A 23250-nucleotide genomic window follows, 5' to 3' on the forward strand; every position below is an offset into this window, starting at 1 on the left:
GATTTGCCAAATATAACTAATTATCTGAAGATAATCATTATAAATCGGTCATAAATCATCCATAAACGATAACCAAGCTATTCCTCAAGCATAGCTTATTAGCACTCAATATCAAGTCACAGCCATCTCCAATATTAAGTGATCCTGATACGCTTCTGGTATTCCAACATAAGATGAGCCTGAACGACTGACAACCTGTTCATGATCAGGAGATGAAAACGATCATGAATCTAGACTCACTGGAAACACTTGAACAGATAGAAGAATTCTTGTCAGCCACGCAACCGGTTGCTTTCGGTATCGCCAGTACCAAACCAGACCCGGAGTCGCCGTGAACGTGGCTTGCTAATGCGCTTCATGGCACGAGTCAGTGGGTACTAACCCACCCAACTGTAACGATTGATTAAACAGCAACGAGACACAAGTATCATCACTCATCTTCCCGCAAGGAATAGTGGTTTTAAACGTCAATACACCGATGCGGATGTCCGCCTGCTGGCAAGGGTTGGTAAGTTGTATGGGACACCCAGTGGCGGTGTCACAATTGTATCTGATGCGTAAGACCAGACACCATCAACTCACCCATACCAAGACGAATCCAACCAAAGTCGCTATCGGAGAACGACGCAAGCCTCATCCTGAGGGGCAACCAGGCAACATCCGAATCGATACCGTACATCAGGGCGACCTGGATAAGCAGAAAGGGGGTTACCACATTAATGCCGTTGATGAAGTAACGCAGTTTGAAATATTGGCCACGGTGGTGGCTATTAGCGAACGGTTCCTAATGTCTGCGCTTGCACAACTGCTCATTCAGTTTCCCTTTACTCTCAAAGGCTTCCATTCGGATAATGGATCTAAATATGTCAATTATCAGGTGGCTGAACTATTGGAAAAGCTGCGGATTGAGTTTACTAAGTCTCGCGCTCTTCACTCCAATGACAACGCGCTGGCTGAGAGTAAAAACGTCACTGTCGTCTGAAAGCTTTATGGGTATGCTCATATACCAAAACACTCGGCAGGCTAGATCTATGCGCTGAATCAACAGGAGGTGTATCGCTATCTAAACTTCCACCGATCTTGCTACTTTCCTGTCGTTGAGACGGATGAAAAGGGAAACAACGAACGCGGTATCCCTACGAGGCCATGATGACACCGTATGAAAAACTCAAGACATTGGAGGGTTGGCAAGGTTATCTAAAAGCCGATATCACTGTAAAACAGCTGGAAGCATTTGCTAATGAAATGACGGATAATGAAGCGGCCGAGCAATTAGAGAAGGCTCGACGCACTTTATTTAAAACCATTAATGAACAGGAACAGAAAAGGGCTTAACCGCTGGAACAATCTGGGACTGTTCAGGATCATTTCTATGTTAGAAAATATTCTCTGAGAATGTTGATATAATGCTGTCCCTATCAGTCAACCATCAGCTTGTAGTAGGTAAAGCTCAAGCGTGACGCCTTCTTAGTAGCAGCAAGCTGCTAAGCAACGATAATCCCAGCAAGGAAAACCAGTCAATAACACCACCGCCGCCGGTACTGACACCACCATTTCCACTACCGCCACCGGTACTAGCATCAGTAACAGTAACGTGAATACGAGCACCAAAGACCGTTCCTGAGGAGTCTTTAATGCTGTACCAAAACACATCAGTACCGCGATAACCGCTATCTGCCACATAACGAATTTTGTTATTTACAATCGTCGCTGTTCCATTATCTGGGTTATCCAAAGTATTAAAGGTGATATCAGAGCCTGTATCATTTCCCATTGCATCAATGTCCAACGCACTACTGGCAGATGCTGTGACATAGTCATCAACCGCAGAAAGGCGTAAATTAATGGGTGGCACGTAGTCCAGTGATGGATTAACCGTATGCCAGTCACGTGGCACTATCTCATAACTAGACACATGTGCGTCCATATAAGGTGCATCTTCAGAGCGAGGCATGTGATAGAAAGATACCCCTACCCACGCGACAATATCTTGTCCCTGAATAGACTCACCATTGACAAATTCATCCAGATTATCAGTAGCGCAGTCGTACACACGCTTGTTATGAGAGGCAACTTTTTCGCAGCTTTTCGATTTACTGATGTAGATATCGTTTTCTGTGAATGGCTCAAAGCTTGGACCAATCTCACGCTGACCAGACTCATTCATACGAATCTCATAGGAAATACTGTGACCCTTGCGGTTTGTTGAGTCACCATCCTTGATCAACCAACTACGCATGGTGGTTGGATTGACTGAGCGCGCGACTTCATTGTTAAAAGAAGTCATTTGTCGGTAACGCTTTCCGGCATACTCACTGTAGTTGATTTCTTGCACCTGATCATTAGATCCAGATCCATTCAAGTCAAAGTCCAGACGCCAGTAAAAGTTGTGCATGTGAGACAAGCCGATACTTGACGTGCCCGCGATTAACCAACCGTGTTGTTCCGCACTGGCACCACCGTAACGCTGCAAAGCCCCCGTCGCAATGATCGAAGGAACAATGCGGCCATCTGAATAAAAACGCCACTCCGCTGCGTACAAATATTCACCCACACGGGATACGCTAAACACTTTCAGCATATGCAGGTCCTGTCTGACTTCATTATGACGGTAAGCAGAGCCATCCTTACTCATTGAGCGGCAAATAGCTGCTTTTGAATTGTAGTAGCTACGCGTTCCACCAACACAGTCGCCTGCGCTCAGCGATAACAGGTTTTCATCACCCAAACCATAATCAGATACATCGTGATAGCGAGCGCCGTTATCATCATATGGCACATGTATTTGTGCGACGGATGCATCATAAAGCACCATACGGCGGGAGTCGTCTTTAGGTGTGTAGTGAATATTGTGATAACGGACACCCTGTGCAGCATCATGGGTCCAGCACATATCCCAGCGAGTACCGTTGGGCATCGTCTGATCGATATAGTATTCATCTGCGCAGAACTCAGCTGCACTCACCTTAGACACTGATAATATCGACAAGAGAATACAGGCTACCGCCAATAACTTTTTATTCATTTTGTTCACCGCGCATACCAATCGGTTTGTTATGAGTATTTATTATTTGGGATAGTTTTGATCAAGTAACGCGCAGAGCGGATTAAGGGAAGACCGTGCCCGATGATCGGCGAGAGTCAACTGAAGTGCCATAAAAAAACGCGACATAATGACCGAATTCCTTTCCATCATTGATGCCGCGTAAAAATCACTCAGTTAACTAGTTTTAGGGGGGATGAGTGAAACATTACTATCTAATCTACAAATTTAGTATAGTGTAAAATGGTGCATTCGATATTAAATATCGGTAAGCATGACACGCCTGTCATACATTAATCAAAACGACAATTACACACCATAGATTTGACGCGTTAATGCGGTCGGTATGCTTTGATTTTCGTGACGCCAGATTTAAGAAGACAGGCTGCATATGATTGACTTATAAGACCTTTATCGAAAAATAACAGCTACTGATTTTTCTGATCTAATGGCTCAAAGTGAGAATACAATTTGTTCATTGACCTGCGTCACTAATTTAACGTCGGCTCGCTCATTAAGTTGACTTATTATGTCAGTCATTTAGCGCATATTATGTACCACAACTCGTTCTAAACGTTGCCCGACTGTTATCAGCAAATGTTGTAGTGACAGGGGCTGTTCCATCAATCGCCAACTCAACCTCGCCACCGCTCACCTCAGACCCTGAAACGATAATCATGCCGCGATCACTCACCGTCAGCGTGTCGTCGACGTCAATCGTAAAACTTGCCTGTTCATTCGTTTTCAAGGATTTAATCGCGACTGACAAACTAGAATCTCCATCTTTAACGCTGGTTCCGGGGGCAAGTCTCAAACTTCCTTCAGTCACCTCAAAAGGCTGAAATACCTCAACCCCGGCACCTGAACCCGTGATATCAAAAATTAATTTACCCTGACTGGTTGATAGATCAAACGTTACCGTTAAGGCATTGAGGTCACATTCGCCCTGGTTGGTAATAATAAAGCGGTCTTTAGGAGCACCTTCGGAAAAGTAAACGTCAACATTCGCCTGAGCTGCAGATACTGCGCAGAATACCGATAAACTCATTACACTGCTTAGAATAGTTCTGATCATTGGATATACTCCTTTACTTGGTGAATACACTCATAATAGCTGCAACGCAGTCCTGCCACTAATGCACGGGAATACAAAGGGTTAAACAAGCAATATGACTCGTAAATAGTTTGCGCCATTCATATAAACAGGCGCAGGATAAAATAGATCGGGGATGATGCCACTAAATTGCGGGCACAAAAAAACCAGCATGACGCTGGTTTTAGAATGTGGTGCCGAAGAGAGGACTTGAACCTCCACGGGCCAAAGCCCACCAGCACCTGAAGCTGGCGCGTCTACCAATTCCGCCACTTCGGCAAGTGGTGTAGAATCCTCGTCTCAACGAGAGCGCGCAATTTACAACTCCATTCAAATTTTGTCAACGGAATAATTACAGATAAATGACAACCAAACATCTCTTAGTGGACCTATCCAGCCACGGCTTTGGCCACTTTGCACAAACCTCGATGGTGATGAATGCACTACACCGCTTAAATCTGCCTATACGGGTTACGCTACGCAGTACGCTACCTGAAAAAATCATTCAGGAACGTCTTGAAATGCCGGTCACCGTCATTAATCATGCCTTAGATATTGGCATGGCAATGCACAATGCTGTGGACGTTGATGCAAAAGCATCTTATGCTTATTACGATTCATTTCATCAGGATTATGAACAAGCCGTTAAAGCTGAGGTCATAGCACTAAAAGAAATTCAACCCGACCTGCTATTAGCAAACGTCCCCTATGTCTCCCTCTCTGCAGCCGCTGAACTGGATATTCCATCAGTTGCGATGTGCTCATTAAATTGGGCTGAGATATTCGAAGGTTTCTGCGAATCATATAATCATTCCGAACGCATTATCAGCGATATCCGTCAGGCTTATTCTAAGGCTGTGCATTTTTTAACAGTGACACCGTCGATGCCGATGACGGGACTGAATAATCTTCGCCCCGTACCGCCGATTACTCACTACGGCAAGAAACAAACGGATGTATTGAGGCAGTTGGTAAATAATGCTGATGCTCGATTTGTCATGGTTAATTTAGGCGGTATACCTACCCAATTTAGTACAGAGCAATGGCCAGTGCTAGATAATGTGTATTGGGTTGTTGGTTCAGGCATCCAGTCAGACCGCAAGGATGTACTCTCGCAGGATACTATCGCCCTGCCCTTTATTGATTTGTTATCTAGCTGTCATACGGTACTCACAAAAACAGGTTACGGTATGTTGGTAGAAGCAACCGTTAACAAAGTGCCCGTAGTGTGTATTGAGCGCGGTAACTGGCCAGAAGAACCAGCATTATTTGATTGGGTACGCCAACAGGGTTACTTAGAAACCATTCGAATGCGTGATCTTGAAACAGGCAATTTCGCGGCCGAGGTTGAGCAATCCTTGCATACAGTCTGGCAAAAACCGCCAGCACAGAGTAATGGCGCTGAAGTCGCTGCCTCGCTAATTAGCGAGTATTTAAAATAACGGGGAAAAACATACCCTGATCAAAGATTTGCAGTAGAATGCATGTCTCAATAAATAGGATAAAAACATAATTTTGAAATATAAAGACCCACATAAAGCCAGAGAAGCAGAAAATTACGAGCGCCCGATTGCGAGCCGTGAGTTAATTCTGAAGGTACTAACCGATAGCAGCGCGCCACTGGGCTTCGCTGATCTGGCTGATCAACTAGACATTGAAGATCCCGATCAACGGGACGCACTAAAGTACCGTCTTCGCGCGATGGAGCGTGACGGACAAATTATATTTAATCGCCGCAAACAGTATTTGCCGGTGAGTAAAGCGGATCTTATCTCCGGCCGCGTTAGCGGACACCCTGACGGTTTCGGATTCTTGATCCCTGATGATGGCAGTGATGATTTATTCCTGCATGCCAAACAAATGCGCAAGTTAATGCATGGCGACAAGGCTTTGTGCAGTGTTACCGGCGTAGACAAGAAAGGTCGTCGCGAAGGCGCGGTGATTGAGGTTTTAGAACACAATACAGAGCAAGTCGTCGGACGCTATTTTGTGCGCGGCGGCATCGGCTTTGTTGAGCCAGATAATAAACGCATCACCTCTGATGTACTGATTCCACCGGGTAATAACGGCAAAGCGAAGCATGGCCAGATTGTCAGCGCCGCGATCATTGAACACCCGACTAATCGTCAGCAGGCCATTGGTAAGGTTGTTGAGATTCTGGGTGAGCACATGGCACCGGGCATGGAAATCGACATTGCCCTACGTTCTCACGATCTGCCGCATGAGTGGAATGATGAGATTCGTCAGGAAACGCTGAAACTAGGCGATGAGGCGACCGAAGCAGATAAACAAGGACGCGTTGATTACCGCAATATACCTTTAGTGACTATCGACGGTGAGGACTCTCGCGATTTTGATGACGCAGTCTACGTGGAGCGTAAAGGTGATAACTGGAAACTGGTGGTTGCCATTGCTGACGTATCTCATTACGTACCAGTTGGCAGTGCATTGGATCAGGAGGCCTGGAATCGCGGCACCTCGGTGTATTTCCCAGCGCAAGTGATTCCGATGTTGCCGGAAGAAATCTCAAATGGCCTATGCTCACTGAACCCAAGTGTTGATCGTTTGTGCATGGTATGTGAGGCGATCATTGATGAAGATGGTGACATATTAAGCTATGAGTTTAAGGAAGGAGTAATGCATTCTGCGGCGCGTCTGACCTATACCAAAGTCGCAGCAATGCTAGTGGACAAAGACCCTGAACTTCGTACTGAGTACGAAGAATTATTGCCTCACTTAGAAGAGTTATATGCGCTTTACAAAGCGCTAAGACGTGCGCGCGACGTACGTGGGTCGATTGATTTTGAAACCACTGAAACCAAGATTGAATTTGGTAAGGACCGTAAGATTCAGTCGATTAAACCGACTGAGCGTAACGATGCACATAAGGTAATTGAAGAGTGCATGATTGCAGCCAATGTGTGTGCCGCACGTTATCTCAAGAAACACCGTATCCCTGCCCTGCACCGTGTGCATCCTCAACCTGATATTGAGAGTCTGGAGAAAGTACGCGAGTTTTTAAGTGGTATTGGTTTAAGTCTGGGTGGCGGCGTTGAGCCTGAGCCTAAGGACTATGCAAAGCTGCTGGCGAGTGTACAAGGCCGTGCTGATGCTGATTTGATTCAAACCGTATTATTACGCAGTTTGTCACGGGCGATGTATAGTCCGGTCAGTACAGAAAAACCTGAAGCGGCGCGTCACTTTGGTCTGGCGCAAAAGGATTATGCTCACTTTACCTCTCCGATTCGTCGTTACCCTGATTTATTGGTGCATCGCGCGATTCGTCACTTGATTCGCGGTGGTAGCGCAGCAGACTACACCTATTCGCCGGTGGATATGGCAGAGATGGGTGAGCACTGCTCGATGACAGAACGCCGTGCGGATGACGCAACCCGCGATGTTATGGCTTGGCTGAAGGCTGAGTACATGATGGATAAAGTTGGCGAAGTATTTGGTGGGTTTATTACCGCAGTCACTGGCTTTGGTTTATTCGTTGAGCTAACGGATATTTACGTGGAAGGCTTGGTACATGTCACCTCGCTAAAAAGTGATTACTACCGCTTTGACCCGATGTTGCATCGTTTGACCGGTGAAAGTTCGGGCCGTAGTTTCCGCTTGGGTGATCCGATTACGGTACAGGTAGCACGGGTTGATCTGGATGAGCGCAAGATTGACTTTACCCTGCCGGGCGCTGACGGTAGCAAAGGCGAAAAGCCACCGAAGAAGTCAAAGTCCAAGAAATCCAAATCTGACGGAAAGCGAACTAAGTCTGATGGCAAGAAGCCACCTAAACGTAAGAAACGCAAATCATGAAAACCTTTTTGAACGGCGTGCATTCGGTTCAGAATGCACTCGAACATGACGCCTCGAATATTACGCAACTGTGGGTTGCAGAAAATAAACGCAACCCACGCATTGATAAACTATTGGCGCGCGCAGACAAGCTGGGACTCCATGCGCAGAGCACGACACCCTCTGCCTTAGATCGCATGACAGGTAGCAGAAAGCATCAGGGTATTGTTGCTGAATACATGGCACCAGATGCGGCCAATGAAAATGACCTTGTCGAGTTGATCACGAATGCCACTGAGCCTTTATTATTATTGGTTCTGGACGGCGTAACCGATCCGCATAATCTGGGTGCGTGTTTACGTACCGCTGAGGGTGCGGGTGTGGACGCGGTAATCGCACCTAAAGATAAATCGGCCAGCCTGACACCAACGGCCCGCAAAGTTTCCTCAGGGGCAGCAGAGCGTATTCCGTTTGTTCAGGTGACTAACTTAGCGCGCACACTGGATCTGTTAAAAGATTCCGGCGTATGGATTACCGGGACTAGTGACAAAGCTACCCAGACTTTATATGACTGTGATTTTAAAGGTTCCAGCGCCATCGTTATGGGGGCTGAAGGCAAAGGTGTGCGTAATCTCACTGAGAAATCCTGTGATTTTCTGATTTCCATTCCAATGGCTGGCTCTGTTTCCAGCTTGAATGTATCCGTTGCAACCGGTGTGGTATTGTACGAGGCCGTGCGCCAACGCCAGACTTGAGCGCCTGTTTATAGTGTTAAGAAGTGACCCCATTCTATGTTGACCTTATACCAATTTAATTCTTGCCCATTTTGTTGGAAAGTCCGTTCTTTATTGAATTACGCGAAGCAACCTTACGATATCGTTGAGGTGACGCCAATGGGTATGCAGGAGCTGGACTTTACAGACCATGCAAAAGTGCCGGTGCTAAAGGATGACGATAAAGTGATTGTCGAGTCTGCGGCCATCGTTGATTACATCAATGAGCACTATGCACAGGCACCTAAGAGCGAAGACAGCAAGCGCTGGACTGACTGGGTGGATGAAACACTGGTGCACTATTTACCGCCGTTGATACACCCTAACTTCACTACTTCATGGAAGAACTTTGGTGCGATTATGCTGGCAGATCAATACCCGGCATTTAAAGGCTTTATTGTGCGACTGGGTGGTTCAATTGTGATGCCTAAAGTAGCGAAGCGTATGAAAGCTAAGTATGACATCAATGATGAAAAAACTGAGTTCTTAGCGGCCATTGATCAATGGAGCGATGAAGGCTTGACAGATAAGTCTTTTTATGGCGGTGATAAGCCTGATTTTGTTGATTGTAGTGTTTTTGGTGTGTTGCGCTCAGGGGATCAGTTAGGCATTGTAGATATGGCAAAAAATCACAATTCTACCTTTGCTGCGTGGTATGATCGCTGCTACCCGATAATGTCTGAGTAATACACTTATATGTTGAGCATGCGCCCCCTGCTGTTTAGTTGTTTGATTGGATTAACCATAACTGCTTGCGAGAAAGTTGAGGAACCGGTTAAAGATGAGCAAGGTAACGAGCTGGTTAAAGTAAGCCTTGAGACAGCGATCCCTTCGACAACTTATGATGAAGGTGGTTTGTTGTTCGACTATCCTTCAGATTGGACAGTACTGGAAGACTCAGTGCAGGATTCTGTGCGTTATGTGTTTGTTGAAGGCGCTGATGAAGCCCTGTCCGTCATTCAAATATTCAGAAAAGACGAAGCTCCTACGCTGGAAGATTTCTCACTGAGTTACTCTGAACAAACGCAAGTAGCACCCGTATCAGCAGAAGGCGAACCCCTTGAGATAGATCCCAGTGCGGCTTTGCAGTCTGACTTTATGGCGATCACGCGTGACTTAAACGGCATCTCGTATGAGTGGATTGTTGAGACGATTCCGGGCAGCGTGGGTGGCGTGAATACCAATGACTATCGTGAATATTTCCGTAAAGACAGCGAACGCTTCTCTGCGTTTCTGATTAATCAGGTAGATAAAGACGCCTTAGATAAACACGAAGGTTCGTTTGAGATGATTTTCCGCACGCTCCAGCCCATGGAATGATAGCAGTCTGGAATCAAATCCTAACTAAGTTGCATGCCTAACCGGTCACTCACCGTTATTGGTTCTGCTCCAAAAAAACCAGATAGCCCTCGATAAATTCCAGACTTTGTTTGGCATTGGCCAGTTCTTCTGATGATTGCTGCGTCAGACCGCTGATCAAATTCCGACCCTGCTCGATTAATGCCTTGGTTTGCTCAGCGTCAAAAAGCTGCACAGCTTGAGCCAGATCAGACTTATCAGCACTCAGAAGTGTTGGTAATAACTGCTCTGCCGGAATAACATCCTCATCACTCAATAAATCCGCAATAAGATCAGATTGAAGTAATTCAAAATGGGCTTTTCTGGCTTCGGTTTCTTCGGCTAACTCTAACAAAGCGCGCTCATCATCCGCAGCACCCTTACGAATCGAGTGCATGATAGTTTCAATCAGCCCGGCGATATATTTTTTTATCTCACGCTGATCTTCCGGCAAGCTGCAACTGGCATTGTATAAACGATCTAAATCTGCTTTTACCGCCAATAGCACATCACTTTCTTCATTGGGTTTAAAATCGGCTGCGCGTTCCAGCACCTTCTGAAGCTCTCCCATAAAAGGCTCTATGAGTGCCTGATCATTGGCCTTAGCCTGAACCAGCATCAGTTCATCTGCCTGAGTTGCAAACAATAGAGGTGATTTTATTTGACGTAAATATTGACGCTCATAAGCACCAGCAAACTGACTTACAGAAATGGACATAAAGTTAATACCGGAGATTTTGATTAGCAGAAATGATGAATGTTTATCAATAGTCTAAGCCTGCTTATTTCAGAGGCTATACACTTAGATAATTTCATAAGAATTCCCGGCATGATACCATGCGCATTCGATTATCGATAACCACCTGAAGTGATATGAATATTCAACAAGCCATTGCTAAATTACTGGAACAAGAGTCTTTAACTGCCGATGAAATGACGGATGTGATGAATGAAATCATGACCGGAAAAGCAACCGACGCACAGACTGGTGGCTTTTTGATTGCCTTACGCTTAAAGGGTGAAACCGTCGATGAAATCACCGCGGCAGCACAGGTAATGCGCAACTTGGCAACACCGGTAGATATTCAGGCTGATAACCTGGTCGATATTGTTGGCACAGGTGGCGACGGCAGTGGTACTTTTAATATCTCAACGGCCAGTTGTTTTGTGGTGGCAGCAGCTGGTGGTCATGTCGCTAAACATGGTAATCGCTCAGTATCAAGCAAGTCTGGCGCAGCAGATGTACTGGAAGCGGCAGGCGTCAATCTCTCTGTATCACCAGAACAAATTAAAGCCTGTGTTGAAGAGATTGGTGTGGGCTTTATGTTTGCATTGAACCATCACAGTGCGATGAAATATGCCATCGGTCCACGTAAGGAAATGGCAGTTCGCACGGTCTTCAATGTGCTTGGTCCACTAACCAATCCAGCCGGTGCGCCTAATCAATTATTAGGGGTATTCAGTCAGGAACTAGTACGACCCTTGGCTGAAGTATTGAGACAGTTGGGCAGCAACCATGTGTTAGTGGTTCACGCTCAGGATGGCCTGGATGAAATCAGTATTGCCACCCCAACCTTCGTTGCAGAATTAAAAGACGGTGATATCACAGAGTACACGATTAAACCGGAAGACTTCGGTTTGACCAGTCAGTCGCTGGATAGCATTAAAGTGGAAACAGCTGAGGAAAGTTTAGCAATGCTCAAAGGAGTATTAGCTAACGAATCTGGTGCAGCTAAGGACATCGTCTGCCTGAACGCAGGTGCAGCCATTTATGCATCTGGCCTAACAAGTTCATTAGAAGATGGCATAAAGAAAGCCGCTGACACGATTGCAAGCGGTGCAGCGCTCGAAAAATTAAACGCATTGATTGAGAAAACAAACGCATGAGTGATTCACAAGTTTTTAATACCCCCGGCGCACCGGATATTCTGAAAAAGATCATTGCTGAGAAAGTGCGGGAAGTGAGTCAAATAAGCTCACAGACGCCCGTAGAGAAGCTAATGGAAATCGCGATTACAGAAGCCTCGACCATTCGCCCTTTTGTAGGTGCTATGGAGGCAAAACTCGCCAGTGGTTTATCAGCGGTGATTGCTGAAGTGAAAAAAGCCTCACCCAGTAAAGGGGTAATTCGTGAAAATTTTATTCCTGCCGACATTGCAGCCAGCTATGAACAAGGTGGCGCGGCATGTTTATCAGTACTGACCGATGCCCAGTTTTTTCAGGGCAGCACGCAATACCTGAAGGAAGCACGGGCAGCCTGTAGTTTGCCGGTGATACGTAAAGATTTCATTATTGATCCTTACCAGATATACGAAGCACGGGCGATGGGCGCGGATTGTATATTATTAATTGTGTCGGCCTTAAGTCAGGAGCAGCTGTACTCCCTGTATGATGTAGCGCTTTCACTGGAGATGGACATATTGATTGAAGTACACGACGCAGATGAACTTCGCACTGCACTGCCTTTAGGAGCAAAACTGGTCGGCATCAATAACCGCAACCTTCGCACCTTTGAAACCTCACTGAATACTACTGTCGATCTACTGGAAATCATTCCCGATGATCGAATTGTTGTGACTGAAAGCGGCATTCATACCGCACAGGACGTCGCGTTTATGCGTGAGCACAAGGTTGATAGTTTCTTAGTCGGAGAAGCATTTATGCGAGCAGACGAACCCGGCACACAACTCCGTTCTTTATTCTTTTAAGGCAAGGCGCTAACACATGCTTACACATCCTGGGTTCGATCCCGTAGCCATCAAGTTTACCGATACGTTTGGCGTGCATTGGTATGGCCTTATGTATGTTATTGGCTTTATAGCATTCCTGCTCATGGGAAAGTACCGCGCTAAAAAGCCCGGCAGTCCGATAAAGCCTGATCAGGTTGATGACATTCTGTTTTATGGTGCGCTCGGTGTCGTACTGGGTGGGCGCCTGGGTTATATCTTCTTTTATAACTTCTCAGAGTTTCTTCAAAACCCGATGATTCTGCTGCGCATCTGGGAAGGAGGGATGAGCTTCCATGGTGGTCTGATTGGCGTCACCGTAGCCTCTTTGCTACTGGCCCGAAAGTTTGGCTTACCTCTGCTTAAAGTCTCGGATTTCGTTGCACCTCTAGTGCCGCTTGGCTTGGGTGCAGGACGTATCGGTAACTTCATCAACGCAGAGCTTTGGGGGCGTCCAACGGATGTGCCTTGGGGAATGGTTTTCCCTACGGTAGACCAACTCCCTCGTCACCCGTCGCAACTCTATCAAGCTGCCTTAGAAGGTTTGGCGCTATTCCTTATCGTCTGGATCTTTTCTAAGAAACCACGCCCAATGGGCACAGTCTCTGGTCTGTTTTTAATGGGCTATGCCATCTCCAGAATCATCGTTGAGTTTGTACGCGTACCCGATCAACACATGGGTGAAAATGGATTCATTGCCTTCGGCTGGATGACACAGGGCCAGCTATTATCAGTGCCAATGTTCTTGTTAGGTGTTGCATTGTTTTGGTGGGGCTACAAAAAGCACCCGGTTAAAGGGGCTTAATCGATATGAAACAATATTTAGCATTAATTCGTCATGTAAAAGAGCATGGCAATGTCCGAACAGACCGCACAGGCACCGGTACAACCTCTGTTTTTGGTTATCAGTCACGCTATGATTTGAGTGAAGGTTTTCCGCTGGTAACCACTAAGAAAGTCCACTTGCGCTCTATTATCCATGAGCTGCTATGGTTTCTGAAAGGTGACAGTAACATCGCTTATCTAAAAGAAAATGGTGTCTCTATCTGGGATGAATGGGCAGATGAATCCGGCGATTTAGGGCCGGTCTATGGCGTGCAATGGCGCTCATGGCCTACCCCGGACGGCGGGCATATTGATCAGATTAGTCAGGTGATCGACCAGATCAAACACTCTCCGGACTCCAGACGTATTTTGGTGAATGCATGGAATGTTGGATTAGTTGATCAGATGGCTTTGCCGCCCTGTCATGTTCTATTTCAGTTCTATGTGGCTGATGGTAAGTTGTCATGCCAGCTATACCAGCGAAGTGCCGATATCTTTTTAGGCGTGCCGTTTAATATCGCATCCTATGCTTTATTAACGATGATGATAGCTCAGGTCTGTGATTTAGAGGCGGGAGAGTTTATTCACACACTCGGCGATGCACATCTCTACAGTAATCATATGGAGCAAGTTGATACCCAGTTATCACGTGAACCTTATGCACTGCCAACGCTTAAGATAAATCCGGATGTGAAGGATATTTTTGGATTCACCTATGATGATTTTGAGCTAGTTGGCTATCAATCTCATCCACACATTAAAGCGGATGTCGCTGTCTGATATCACAGATTGATTTTGTGCAGATTCGCCAGCGTACCAGACTGTTATTCAACCATTAACATTGATAACAAACCAGCATAATCTTACACCTCTGATTATGCTGGTTCCGTGGCTAATTAGCTTTCGTTTTCAGCCGTGGATATCGTCACATCAATCTTGTTATTGCGTAGGTTTTCTGCCGCTCGGTTTAACTCTTCCATGCCTAATGTCGCGCGACCTTTAATGATATTCAAAAACTCTTCTTCCTTGCCTTCTCCACCTTTTCCCAACAGGTCAGAATGCATGCTAAGTACATCTAAACCGGCATCGTTTAAAATCGCCATGCAGTAAGAGAACACGCCAATCCGATCTGTTCCGTGGATATGTACAGTGACTTCCGGGAAGTCATGCGTCGGATCAAATTCGTCAATCCGGTCTACGATCAACTGCAGTTCGTTAGCATCAGAGGTGGGCTGCAGCAAATCACGCTGTTCCGTCTTTGATAAATCGCTGTTCACGATCATCATAATGACAAAGTTACCACCCAGAGTAAAAGATGAGGTTGCCATAAGGTCACAACCTTCCTGAGCCAAATCCGTTGATAATCTCCGCAAAATGGAGATAGACCGATTGCTGCCGATGACAACCACTCGATAAGTATTTTTCATGTAAAACTACTCCTCACTTGCTAGGGTGTGATTGATCTAAGCACTAATACTACCTTAGAGCGCTGCATTAGTGTTAGACGAATTCGCAACCCCGTTATCAGTCGTCTATAATTGGTGTTTAATAAATAACTCTAAATCCTGGCTTCCTGTGCATATTGATAACCCTCTGCTAGACACCGTGACATCCCTAAAAGGGGTGGGGCCAAAAATGGCAGAAAATCTTGAAAAATTAAATATCTCTTCAATTCAGGATTTATTGTTTCATCTGCCAAGCCAATATCAGGACCGCACACGCGTTCAGCCTATCGCGACCCTGCAAGGCGGCCATAATGTACTGATTGAAGGGGTTGTTGAGCATACCGAAGTCGTATTCCGTGGTCGTCGTATGATGTTGTCACGTATCAGTGATGGGACAGGAAAGCTCACGCTCAGATTTTTTTACTTTGGAGCAGCCCAGCAAAAAAGCCTGAGCGAAGGAACAAAAATTCGTTGTTTTGGAGAAATCAGGCAATCGATGTATCAGACTGAAATGATTCATCCGGAATACACTTTACTGGACAATGACTTCCCTGCTCCCTTGGCATCCACATTGACAGCGATCTACCCCGCTACAAAAGGTCTGCAGCAACGCACCATAAGACGTTTGATGGGTGAAGCCTTGAAGAAACTCTCAGGCATCGAAGACTTACTGCCCGGACACGTGAGATCAAAACACAATATGCCAGCCTTGAGCGATGCACTTAAAGATATTCACCAACCGGATGCACAAAGCAACCAAGCTGTGTTAGATGGCGAACACCCCGGCATTAAGCGACTCGCGTTTGAGGAAATGTTGGCTCATCAACTTAGCCTGAGGCAATTCAGACTTCAGGTGCATGCGCTGCCCGGTATAGCGATGAAACCTCAGGGTATTCCACTAAAAGCGTTGCAGGCATCATTACCCTTTGCACTGACCAAGGCACAACAACGCGTTATCAAAGAAATTAAGCATGACTTGGCACAACCTTCACCAATGTCCAGATTAGTTCAGGGGGATGTTGGTTCTGGTAAAACTCTGGTTGCTGCAGCTGCCGCTCTACTGGCTATAGAGGCTGGGTATCAGGTAGCACTCATGGCACCAACCGAAATTTTGGCCGAACAACACTTGAAAAGCTTTGAAGCATGGCTGGAACCGCTTGGGTTTAAGGTTGGGAGCTTATCCGGCAAACAAAAAGCCAAGGAGCGTCGCGACCAGTCTGAGCGCGCAGCATTGGGGATGAGCCACTTAGTCGTAGGAACTCATGCCTTGTTTCAAAATCATGTCAGCTTTGCCAAACTAGGTTTGATCATTATCGACGAGCAGCATCGTTTTGGTGTAGAGCAGCGTCTTGCACTGCGCGACAAGGGTAATGAACAAATTGGCTATCCTCATCAATTAGTGATGACTGCTACACCTATACCACGCACCTTAGCCATGACGGCTTATGCGGACATGGATTACTCCATCATTGATGAACTTCCCCCGGGCAGAACACCGATTAAAACGGTCGTGATTGCCAATAGCCGACGTGATGAAATCATCAGTCGTATTCAATCAGTGTGTGAAAGTGGCGCCCAGGTTTATTGGGTGTGTACCCTGATTGAGGAATCTGAAGCACTGCAGTGTGAAAATGCCGAAGAAACAGAATCCATGCTCAAAGAACAGCTACCAAGTGTCCGTGTGGGATTAGTTCATGGACGGATGTCAGCTCAAGAAAAACAAGAGATCATGCAACAATTTAAGTCTGCGGAGATCTCACTGTTAGTGGCGACAACGGTTATTGAAGTGGGCGTTGATGTCCCGAATGCTAGCCTCATGATTATAGAAAATGCAGAACGCTTAGGACTAGCACAATTGCATCAGTTACGAGGGCGTGTCGGCAGAGGCAGTGCGGCAAGTAGTTGTGTCTTGATGTATCAGCCACCCCTATCAAAAACAGCCCGTAAGCGTCTCGATGCTTTGCGTAATAGTAGTGATGGTTTTGAAATTGCGCAGATTGATTTGGAGATTCGTGGACCAGGAGAAGTTTTTGGAACTCGGCAAACAGGAGAGTTGCAATTTAGAATAGCAGATCTGGTACGTGATCAAGCCATGCTACCAGAAATACAAAAAACAGCAGACTTGTTATTGGCAGAATATCCTGAAACAATTAGTGTATTAATTAAACGCTGGATTCGACAGTCCGAAGTTTTTATTAAAGTATAGAATTCTAGTAGTTAAAGCATTATTGCTTGCCAAAACAAACATTCAGTCAACTGAAAACTAATAATATAATAAGAGTTGCAAGAAAATGAAGATAAGAACACTGGGACTAATTTTGTGCATTGCCTATATAAGTGTTGGCTGTACGGTTGTTCCTACCCAAAGTGTCTATTTTGCGGGCGTAAGTTACCACACGAACAGTGACCATCCTGACACAAACGAGGGGCACATGAAATACTTTGGTTTTTCACAGGATTTTGAGAGAAACGATTGGCTCTATGAAAACACTATGTCTACTTTCGTCGACTCGTACAGCCTGCGCAGCTACATGTTAACCAGCAATGTATCACATAAGAGCTGGCTTTATTATGGCTACCTCAGACCTATGATAGGCTTAAACTGTGCCTATAAAGGGTATAGTCATAAACATGAAAAACGACGCTGGCTTTGCACACCACCGCTGAAGTTAAGAATTGGGAAAGAGACCGGCTTTTTTGCTAATATCATGGCAACACCGAAAGTTGGCGATATCACGAATGGTTTAGTCGCTGCTGAATTGGGTTATAAATTTAATTGGTAGCGCTTTATCACTAATACTCCAGCGACTATAGACACACTTTATTCCATCAATACCCCTGAAGGCATTGCATTGAAACTCGCACCGGCAGGTCCGGTGTTGAGGTTTTATGCCTGGTTTATTGATAGTTTGATTCGTGGCACTGTGATGTTCGCTATGTTGTGGGCACTAAGCTTTTTTGACCGTGCTGGTACCGGTGTTTTCTTGATACTTGCATTTCTTATTGAATGGTTTTATCCCGTCTACTTTGAGATTTTTCATCAGGGAAAAACTCCCGGCAAATCCATGTTTGGTCTGTATGTCGCTCAGGAAAATGCCAGTCCGGTCACACCGGTTTCTTCGCTGATTCGTAACCTACTGCGTTTCGTAGACTTTATGCCGTTCTGCTACGGCTTCGGTCTTATTTGCTTGTTGAGCAATTCACGCTTCCAAAGAATCGGTGACATCGTGGCAGGCACTGTCGTGTTACACCAGGATACCGAACACAGGGTATCCGAAGAAACAACAATTGCCCCCGTCGTACCACCCGTACCACTTCAACTCAATGAACAACAAGCACTAATTAGTTTTTATCAGCGCAGACCAATGCTCAGTGAAGAGCGTGCGGATGAATTAGCCAAGCTCAGTGGTCCATTGGTAGGCGATCGCGCAGCTGCTGCCGACTACCTGTCTGGTATTGGCCGATGGATTATAGGTAAGCGATGAGCTCAGGTCGTCAGGAACAATTTACTCAGCGCCATGAGTCACTGTGGCAGCACTTCGAGCAAGTACTCGATTATCGCGCCTTGCCACGAAGAAAACGTAAAGGTGAGGAGACTCCTGAGAGTCTCGACTTACCAACAGCCTACAGGCAGATTTGCCAGCATTACGCCTTGGCAAACTCACGCATGTACAGCCCGGTGCTTGTTGAACGTTTAAACAGACTAGTCGTTCGAGGCCATCAGGCACTTTATGGCAGCCGCAGTCAGTTTTTAAAATCGATTCTGACATTCTTTGCCTCAGAGTTTCCGGCATTAGTGAGAAAAGAGTGGCGTGTAATGGCCATCGCCTCAGCGCTCTTTTACCTACCGTTTTTTGTGATGATCGGACTCATCCAGTTTATACCCGAATTGGTTTACAGCGTGCTAGATGCCGAAAACGTACGCTCTATGGAGTCGATGTACGACCCGTCAAATGATGTGATTGGCCGTGAGCGTGGCTCAGATTCTGATTTATTGATGTTTGGGTACTACATACGTAACAATACCGGTATTGGTTTTCAGGTGTTTGCCGGTGGAATGCTGTACGGCTTAGGCACCCTATTCTTTTTGTTATTCAATGGCGTCGTGATTGGTGCCGTCGCTGGCCACCTCACTCAGCTAGGATTTATTGAAACCTTTTGGGGATTTGTTCTGGGGCATGGTGCCTTTGAATTAACAGCCATTGTGATCTCTGGTGCCGCCGGTCTCAAACTAGCCATGGCGTTGATTGCGCCGGGCAGAAAATCACGCATTAAAGCCCTAATCGATAACGGAAAAATCGGCATCAAGATCATGTATGGTGCAGCAACGTTATTTATTATTGCTGCCTTTGTTGAGGCATTCTGGTCATCAATGGTGTTACCTGTTGGCATAAAATACAGTGTAGCGGCCTTCTTCTGGGCATTAGTTGTCGCGTATTTTTGGTTTGCTGGCCGAGGGTATCACCATGCAGCTTGAGACCATCACAGCCAATATTCGCAGTCGCTCACCTTGGGAAGCAATTGATCTTGGTTTTGCCATGGTACGAGCGTGGTGGATTAGTATTTATACGCCCCTGGCTATATTGTTGCTTGCAATAATCACCGTGCTATTGTTACTGGTTCCCTACGAATTCTACTGGGTCAGTCTGGTGATTCTGTGGTGGCTGAAGCCACTTTATCACCGGCTAATTTTGTATGTGATTAGTCATCAAATGTTTGGCGAGTCCCCCTCATGGTCTGCTAGCTTAAAAGTATTGCCGGATTTGGTGCTGCATTCAGGGTTATTCAGCGAATTAACATGGCGTCGGTTTTCAATGAGTCGGGGATTCCGATTACCCATTTGGCAATTGGAACGATTGAGAGGCAAAGACCGCCGGGATCGTCAGCAATTATTGCTGGCCAACGTTCACTCCCCGGCAATCTGGCTAAATATTGCTATCTTTAGTTTCCAGTTAATTCTGACAGTTTCCTTCTTTATGCTGATCTGGTTATTCATACCGGAATATTACGCAGAAGACTTATTCTATAAGCTTATCTCAAACCAGTTGACAGGTATTGGTTACTCCGTTGAAGTCATCGCAGTCATGGGGTTTGTGATGGTCATGGTATTCCTTGAACCTTTTTATATAGCCGCCAGTTTTGCTATGTACCTAAACCGACGCACCCAACTGGAAGCATGGGATATCGAACTCAGTTTTAGAAAGATGGCTAATCGTCTGAGTAAATTAAAACAGGCACTGAGCGTAGCGATAACAGGGGCGTTGATGGTCTTGTTCGTGACAGGCATTAGCGCTGAAACCAGCTATGCGAATGACGACTACAATGAAGATACGTCAGTTGAGTCCAGCTATACAGAACATCTTTCCGAGACACGCCTGGATGTGAGTGAATCCAGAGCGGTAATAGATGCGGTCATGCAAAACGAGCACCTCAAGCAAGAGGAAATCGTCAAGCGTTGGCGCCTGAAAAACAATGATCTGTCTGAAGATGAGTCCACACCACCTTGGGCGGGAACATTTTCTGCGATATTCGCCATGATCATTGAGTATGCATTATGGATTGCGATCGCCGTCGGTATTATCGCACTTTATATCTACCGAAAACGCTGGATGCCATTATTGGTTCGCGTGCCAGAAGAAGCCGAAATACTTAAGCCTGATATTTTGTTTGGGATGGATCTTCGTAAAGAGAATCTTCCCGGTGATGTCGTTGCTGCGGCAAGCGCACTGTGGAGCGAGGGTAAAGTTCGTGATACCTTGAGCCTTTTATATCGCTGCGCGCTAGCACAATTAGTTAACCAAGAATCGTTACCGCTGGAACACAGCCATACTGAAGGCGATATTCTAAAACTGAGTCAGTCCGCCCTCTCTGAAACTCGCCATACGTATTTGCAAAGACTCACTCAAAGCTGGGTTCAAGTGGCCTATGCGCATGAATACCCAAGCAATGAGCGAATGAGTTACTTACTGGGCAACTGGAGTAGTGAATTTGCCAGTACTCGTAGCTCATCAGGTGAGCAACAATGAACACACAGCTCAGACAAGGTCTGATCGCGGCTGCAGTAGCGGTCGGTATCGGGTTAGTATTGTGGGCAATTTCACTTAATTTTGAATATAAAGAAGAAAAGGATTGGCGTCCGTTAACGGGTGAAGCCAGACAAAACCCGTTATACGCCAGTCGCCTGTTTCTGAAAGGCATGGGTATACCTACAGAAACCTTAGAGAGCTTGCAAAGCCTTTCTTCCCTGCCCGATACTGACACCGTGATTGTTATCGACACATCTCGCTACACACAGCGACAACAGCAGTTTGATGAAATCATCACGTGGGTAGAATCTGGCGGACACCTCATTTCCAGAGGCGTATCTGATTGGGAGTTCTTTGATCCGGAGCGGGCAGAGGATGCGTTTGAGGAATCTGACAACGGCTCAAAAATAAGTTCTGACCCATTACAGCGATATCTCAAAGTTCATACCGGCGAGAGCATCCCATTCAAACAAAAAGACTATACAGAAATCCAGTTAACTGACGCAGGTAAAACCCTAAAAGTTGGCTCAGACTACTTCCAAAGTCTTCTATTAGACAGTGACAATGAACAAATCGGTTTAACACAAATTAAGATTAATAATGAGAACTTCATCATTCAACAGAAAGCCGGACAAGGACTGATTACATTGGTCTCTGATTTGTCCTTCATTGAAAACTACAGCATTGATGACTATGACCACGCTGAACTTTTCTGGTACCTGGTCCATGCAAACACATCCTCGCCCATCAAAGCAGTCTGGCTGATACACTCGGATGAAATGCCCAACTTGTTCAAAATTATCTGGCAACACTTTTGGGCTCTGTGCATTATGTTGGCCGTGTTATTCGCAGCGTGGGTGTTGAGAGTCTCACGTCGATTTGGGCCAATGATTCCAAAAGATGATGAGGATCGTCGCAATCTGATGGAGCACATTGATGCAAGTGGTAATTACTACTGGCAGCTCAAGCAACAATCCATGCTGGTTAACAGCACCCGGGCAGCAGTACAACAGCGTTTGATACAGCGCATTCCCGGCTGGCAAGCCATGAATAATGATCAACAAGCGATGCTACTGGCAGAGCGCCTCTCAATAAAAGAGCAACATGTTCTTAAGTTACTTCACGGGGATATTAGCCATAATCCACATGAATTTACTGAAGTGATTAAACAACTCGAACAAATCAGGACAACAGTATGACAAGCATGCAAGCAGACCAAGCGAGCCAATTAATCGACTCGATAAAAACTGAAATGAGTCATGCCATCATTGGACAAAAAGCTGTGATCCACCAAAGCTTGTTAGCACTCATAGCCGGTGGCAATGTGTTAATCGAGGGAGTACCTGGGCTAGGAAAGACCTTATTAGTCCGCGCCTTAGCAAAGACTTTTGAAGGGCAATTTTCACGCATACAATTCACACCTGACTTGATGCCAGCTGATGTCACGGGTCACACCATGGTTGATTTAAAGAGTAACGAATTTAATCTGCGCCGTGGTCCGGTGTTTACAAACCTGCTATTAGCCGATGAAATCAACCGTGCACCTGCTAAAACTCAATCTGCCTTGCTTGAGGTAATGCAGGAGCGCCAAGTGACAATCGACGGACATTCTCACCCCGTGCCTTTGCCATTTATGACGCTAGCGACACAAAATCCCTTGGAACAAGAAGGCACTTACCCACTACCAGAGGCACAGCTTGACCGCTTTTTACTAAAATTATACATAGAATACCCTGCTCTGGATGAAGAAAGCCTGATGGTTGCAGCCGTCACCAATAAACAGACAGGTGATGGGCTCAATCTGTCAAATGTCTCAGCTGTTGCATCGCCACAAGACATACTGGCGCTGCAATCCATGGCTGCCAATATTCAGGCTGATAAGCAAGTAATTGACTATGCGGTCAATGTAGTTAGAGCGACACGCCAATGGCAAGGGCTTAGTCTAGGCGCAGGTCCGAGAGGTAGTATTTCCTTAATTCGTGCCGCGCGTGCTGAAGCCTTATGTCAACAACGTGATTTTATTACACCGGATGATATTAAAAGCGTCGCGCTGCCGGTACTGCGTCATCGTGTTGCCTTAGCACCAGAAATGGAACTGGAGGGGTATTCCACTGACCAGATTTTGGAGTCAGTTTTGCAAAGTATTGACGCACCAAGGCAATAACTACGTAATGACTTTGCCGATACCC

The 23250-nt window shown here is 46.0% G+C and carries 22 protein-coding genes and 1 tRNA gene; 18 read left to right on the top strand and 5 right to left on the bottom strand.

All coding sequences use genetic code 11. The annotated features are described in order from the left end of the window. Positions 1–517 precede the first annotated feature (517 nt). Both DKW60_RS23990 and DKW60_RS23995 read left to right on the top strand, forming a co-directional pair. A complete protein-coding gene (locus DKW60_RS23990) occupies positions 518–982 on the top strand; it encodes a hypothetical protein (RefSeq protein WP_219988682.1) in 465 nt (154 codons plus the stop codon). Between the two features lie 164 nt (positions 983–1146). Further along, positions 1147–1335: a hypothetical protein gene (locus tag DKW60_RS23995; RefSeq protein ID WP_219988683.1), complete on the top strand. Its 189-nt coding sequence runs from the start codon at positions 1147–1149 to the stop codon at positions 1333–1335. Between the two features lie 115 nt (positions 1336–1450). Here the strand turns inward: DKW60_RS23995 and DKW60_RS08600 are convergent, their stop codons facing one another. The 3 genes from DKW60_RS08600 to DKW60_RS08610 all read right to left on the bottom strand — a co-directional run bounded on the left by DKW60_RS08600 (position 1451) and on the right by DKW60_RS08610 (position 4415). Further along, positions 1451–3025 (bottom strand): copper amine oxidase, encoded by a 1575-nt coding sequence (locus DKW60_RS08600; protein ID WP_109837249.1) that lies wholly within the window; start codon positions 3023–3025, stop codon positions 1451–1453. A 568-nt stretch (positions 3026–3593) separates the two neighbouring features. Further along, positions 3594–4118 carry an aggregation factor core gene (locus DKW60_RS08605; protein WP_109837250.1) on the bottom strand — a complete coding sequence of 175 codons (525 nt, stop codon included), beginning with the start codon at positions 4116–4118 and terminating at the stop codon, positions 3594–3596. 210 nt (positions 4119–4328) lie between these two features. After that, positions 4329–4415: transfer RNA gene (locus DKW60_RS08610), tRNA-Leu, on the bottom strand. 83 nt (positions 4416–4498) lie between these two features. On the opposite strand from DKW60_RS08610, the gene DKW60_RS08615 reads away from it, so the two are divergent. The 5 genes from DKW60_RS08615 (at position 4499) to DKW60_RS08635 (ending at position 10021) form a co-directional block, all read left to right on the top strand. Further along, positions 4499–5578 (top strand): hypothetical protein, encoded by a 1080-nt coding sequence (locus DKW60_RS08615; protein WP_109837251.1) that lies wholly within the window; start codon positions 4499–4501, stop codon positions 5576–5578. A 73-nt stretch (positions 5579–5651) separates the two neighbouring features. After that, positions 5652–7949, top strand: a complete 2298-nt coding sequence (rnr, locus tag DKW60_RS08620) for a ribonuclease R (RefSeq protein WP_109837252.1) — start codon at positions 5652–5654, stop codon at positions 7947–7949. Next, positions 7946–8683, top strand: coding sequence for a 23S rRNA (guanosine(2251)-2'-O)-methyltransferase RlmB (gene rlmB, locus DKW60_RS08625; protein ID WP_109837253.1), 738 nt, complete (start codon positions 7946–7948; stop codon positions 8681–8683). Before rnr ends, rlmB begins: the two co-directional genes overlap by 4 nt. 36 nt (positions 8684–8719) lie before the next feature. Next, positions 8720–9388, top strand: a complete 669-nt coding sequence (locus DKW60_RS08630) for a glutathione S-transferase family protein (RefSeq protein ID WP_109837254.1) — start codon at positions 8720–8722, stop codon at positions 9386–9388. Between the two features lie 9 nt (positions 9389–9397). Continuing rightward, a complete protein-coding gene (locus DKW60_RS08635) occupies positions 9398–10021 on the top strand; it encodes a hypothetical protein (RefSeq protein ID WP_109837255.1) in 624 nt (207 codons plus the stop codon). A 55-nt stretch (positions 10022–10076) separates the two neighbouring features. Here the strand turns inward: DKW60_RS08635 and DKW60_RS08640 are convergent, their stop codons facing one another. Continuing rightward, entirely contained in the window at positions 10077–10757 is a 681-nt protein-coding gene (locus DKW60_RS08640; RefSeq protein WP_109837256.1) for a hypothetical protein, read from the bottom strand. Between the two features lie 155 nt (positions 10758–10912). On the opposite strand from DKW60_RS08640, the gene trpD reads away from it, so the two are divergent. Genes trpD through DKW60_RS08660 form a run of 4 tightly spaced genes read left to right on the top strand, consistent with a single transcriptional unit; the run spans position 10913 to position 14370 of the window. Next, positions 10913–11926 (top strand): anthranilate phosphoribosyltransferase, encoded by a 1014-nt coding sequence (gene trpD, locus DKW60_RS08645; RefSeq protein WP_109837257.1) that lies wholly within the window; start codon positions 10913–10915, stop codon positions 11924–11926. Beyond that, positions 11923–12747, top strand: coding sequence for an indole-3-glycerol phosphate synthase TrpC (gene trpC, locus DKW60_RS08650; RefSeq protein ID WP_109837258.1), 825 nt, complete (start codon positions 11923–11925; stop codon positions 12745–12747). Before trpD ends, trpC begins: the two co-directional genes overlap by 4 nt. 16 nt (positions 12748–12763) lie before the next feature. Further along, a complete protein-coding gene (gene lgt / locus DKW60_RS08655; protein WP_109837259.1) occupies positions 12764–13570 on the top strand; it encodes a prolipoprotein diacylglyceryl transferase in 807 nt (268 codons plus the stop codon). A 5-nt stretch (positions 13571–13575) separates the two neighbouring features. After that, a complete protein-coding gene (locus DKW60_RS08660; RefSeq protein ID WP_109837260.1) occupies positions 13576–14370 on the top strand; it encodes a thymidylate synthase in 795 nt (264 codons plus the stop codon). A gap of 116 nt (positions 14371–14486) precedes the next feature. Here DKW60_RS08660 and DKW60_RS08665 read toward each other — a convergent pair whose 3' ends face one another. Continuing rightward, entirely contained in the window at positions 14487–15017 is a 531-nt protein-coding gene (locus tag DKW60_RS08665) for an ACT domain-containing protein (protein ID WP_109837261.1), read from the bottom strand. A 148-nt stretch (positions 15018–15165) separates the two neighbouring features. On the opposite strand from DKW60_RS08665, the gene recG reads away from it, so the two are divergent. The 7 genes from recG to DKW60_RS08700 all read left to right on the top strand — a co-directional run bounded on the left by recG (position 15166) and on the right by DKW60_RS08700 (position 23225). Next, complete coding sequence (recG, locus tag DKW60_RS08670; RefSeq protein ID WP_281271832.1) at positions 15166–17241, top strand: ATP-dependent DNA helicase RecG; 2076 nt, start codon at positions 15166–15168, stop codon at positions 17239–17241. 226 nt (positions 17242–17467) lie between these two features. Next, positions 17468–17818: a hypothetical protein gene (locus DKW60_RS08675; RefSeq protein ID WP_109837262.1), complete on the top strand. Its 351-nt coding sequence runs from the start codon at positions 17468–17470 to the stop codon at positions 17816–17818. A 69-nt stretch (positions 17819–17887) separates the two neighbouring features. Continuing rightward, positions 17888–18520: an RDD family protein gene (locus DKW60_RS08680; RefSeq protein ID WP_181389628.1), complete on the top strand. Its 633-nt coding sequence runs from the start codon at positions 17888–17890 to the stop codon at positions 18518–18520. Continuing rightward, a complete protein-coding gene (locus DKW60_RS08685) occupies positions 18517–19512 on the top strand; it encodes a stage II sporulation protein M (RefSeq protein ID WP_109837264.1) in 996 nt (331 codons plus the stop codon). Before DKW60_RS08680 ends, DKW60_RS08685 begins: the two co-directional genes overlap by 4 nt. Then, a complete protein-coding gene (locus DKW60_RS08690) occupies positions 19463–21061 on the top strand; it encodes a hypothetical protein (RefSeq protein WP_146203455.1) in 1599 nt (532 codons plus the stop codon). The genes DKW60_RS08685 and DKW60_RS08690 overlap by 50 nt, the downstream gene beginning before the upstream one ends. Beyond that, positions 21058–22260, top strand: a complete 1203-nt coding sequence (locus DKW60_RS08695) for a DUF4350 domain-containing protein (protein ID WP_109837266.1) — start codon at positions 21058–21060, stop codon at positions 22258–22260. The genes DKW60_RS08690 and DKW60_RS08695 overlap by 4 nt, the downstream gene beginning before the upstream one ends. Then, positions 22257–23225 carry an AAA family ATPase gene (locus tag DKW60_RS08700; RefSeq protein WP_109837267.1) on the top strand — a complete coding sequence of 323 codons (969 nt, stop codon included), beginning with the start codon at positions 22257–22259 and terminating at the stop codon, positions 23223–23225. The genes DKW60_RS08695 and DKW60_RS08700 overlap by 4 nt, the downstream gene beginning before the upstream one ends. The last annotated feature ends 25 nt before the right edge of the window (positions 23226–23250 follow it).

Origin of the sequence: Leucothrix pacifica, assembly GCF_003172875.1 — a bacterium.
Taxonomy (GTDB): domain Bacteria; phylum Pseudomonadota; class Gammaproteobacteria; order Thiotrichales; family Thiotrichaceae; genus Leucothrix; species Leucothrix pacifica.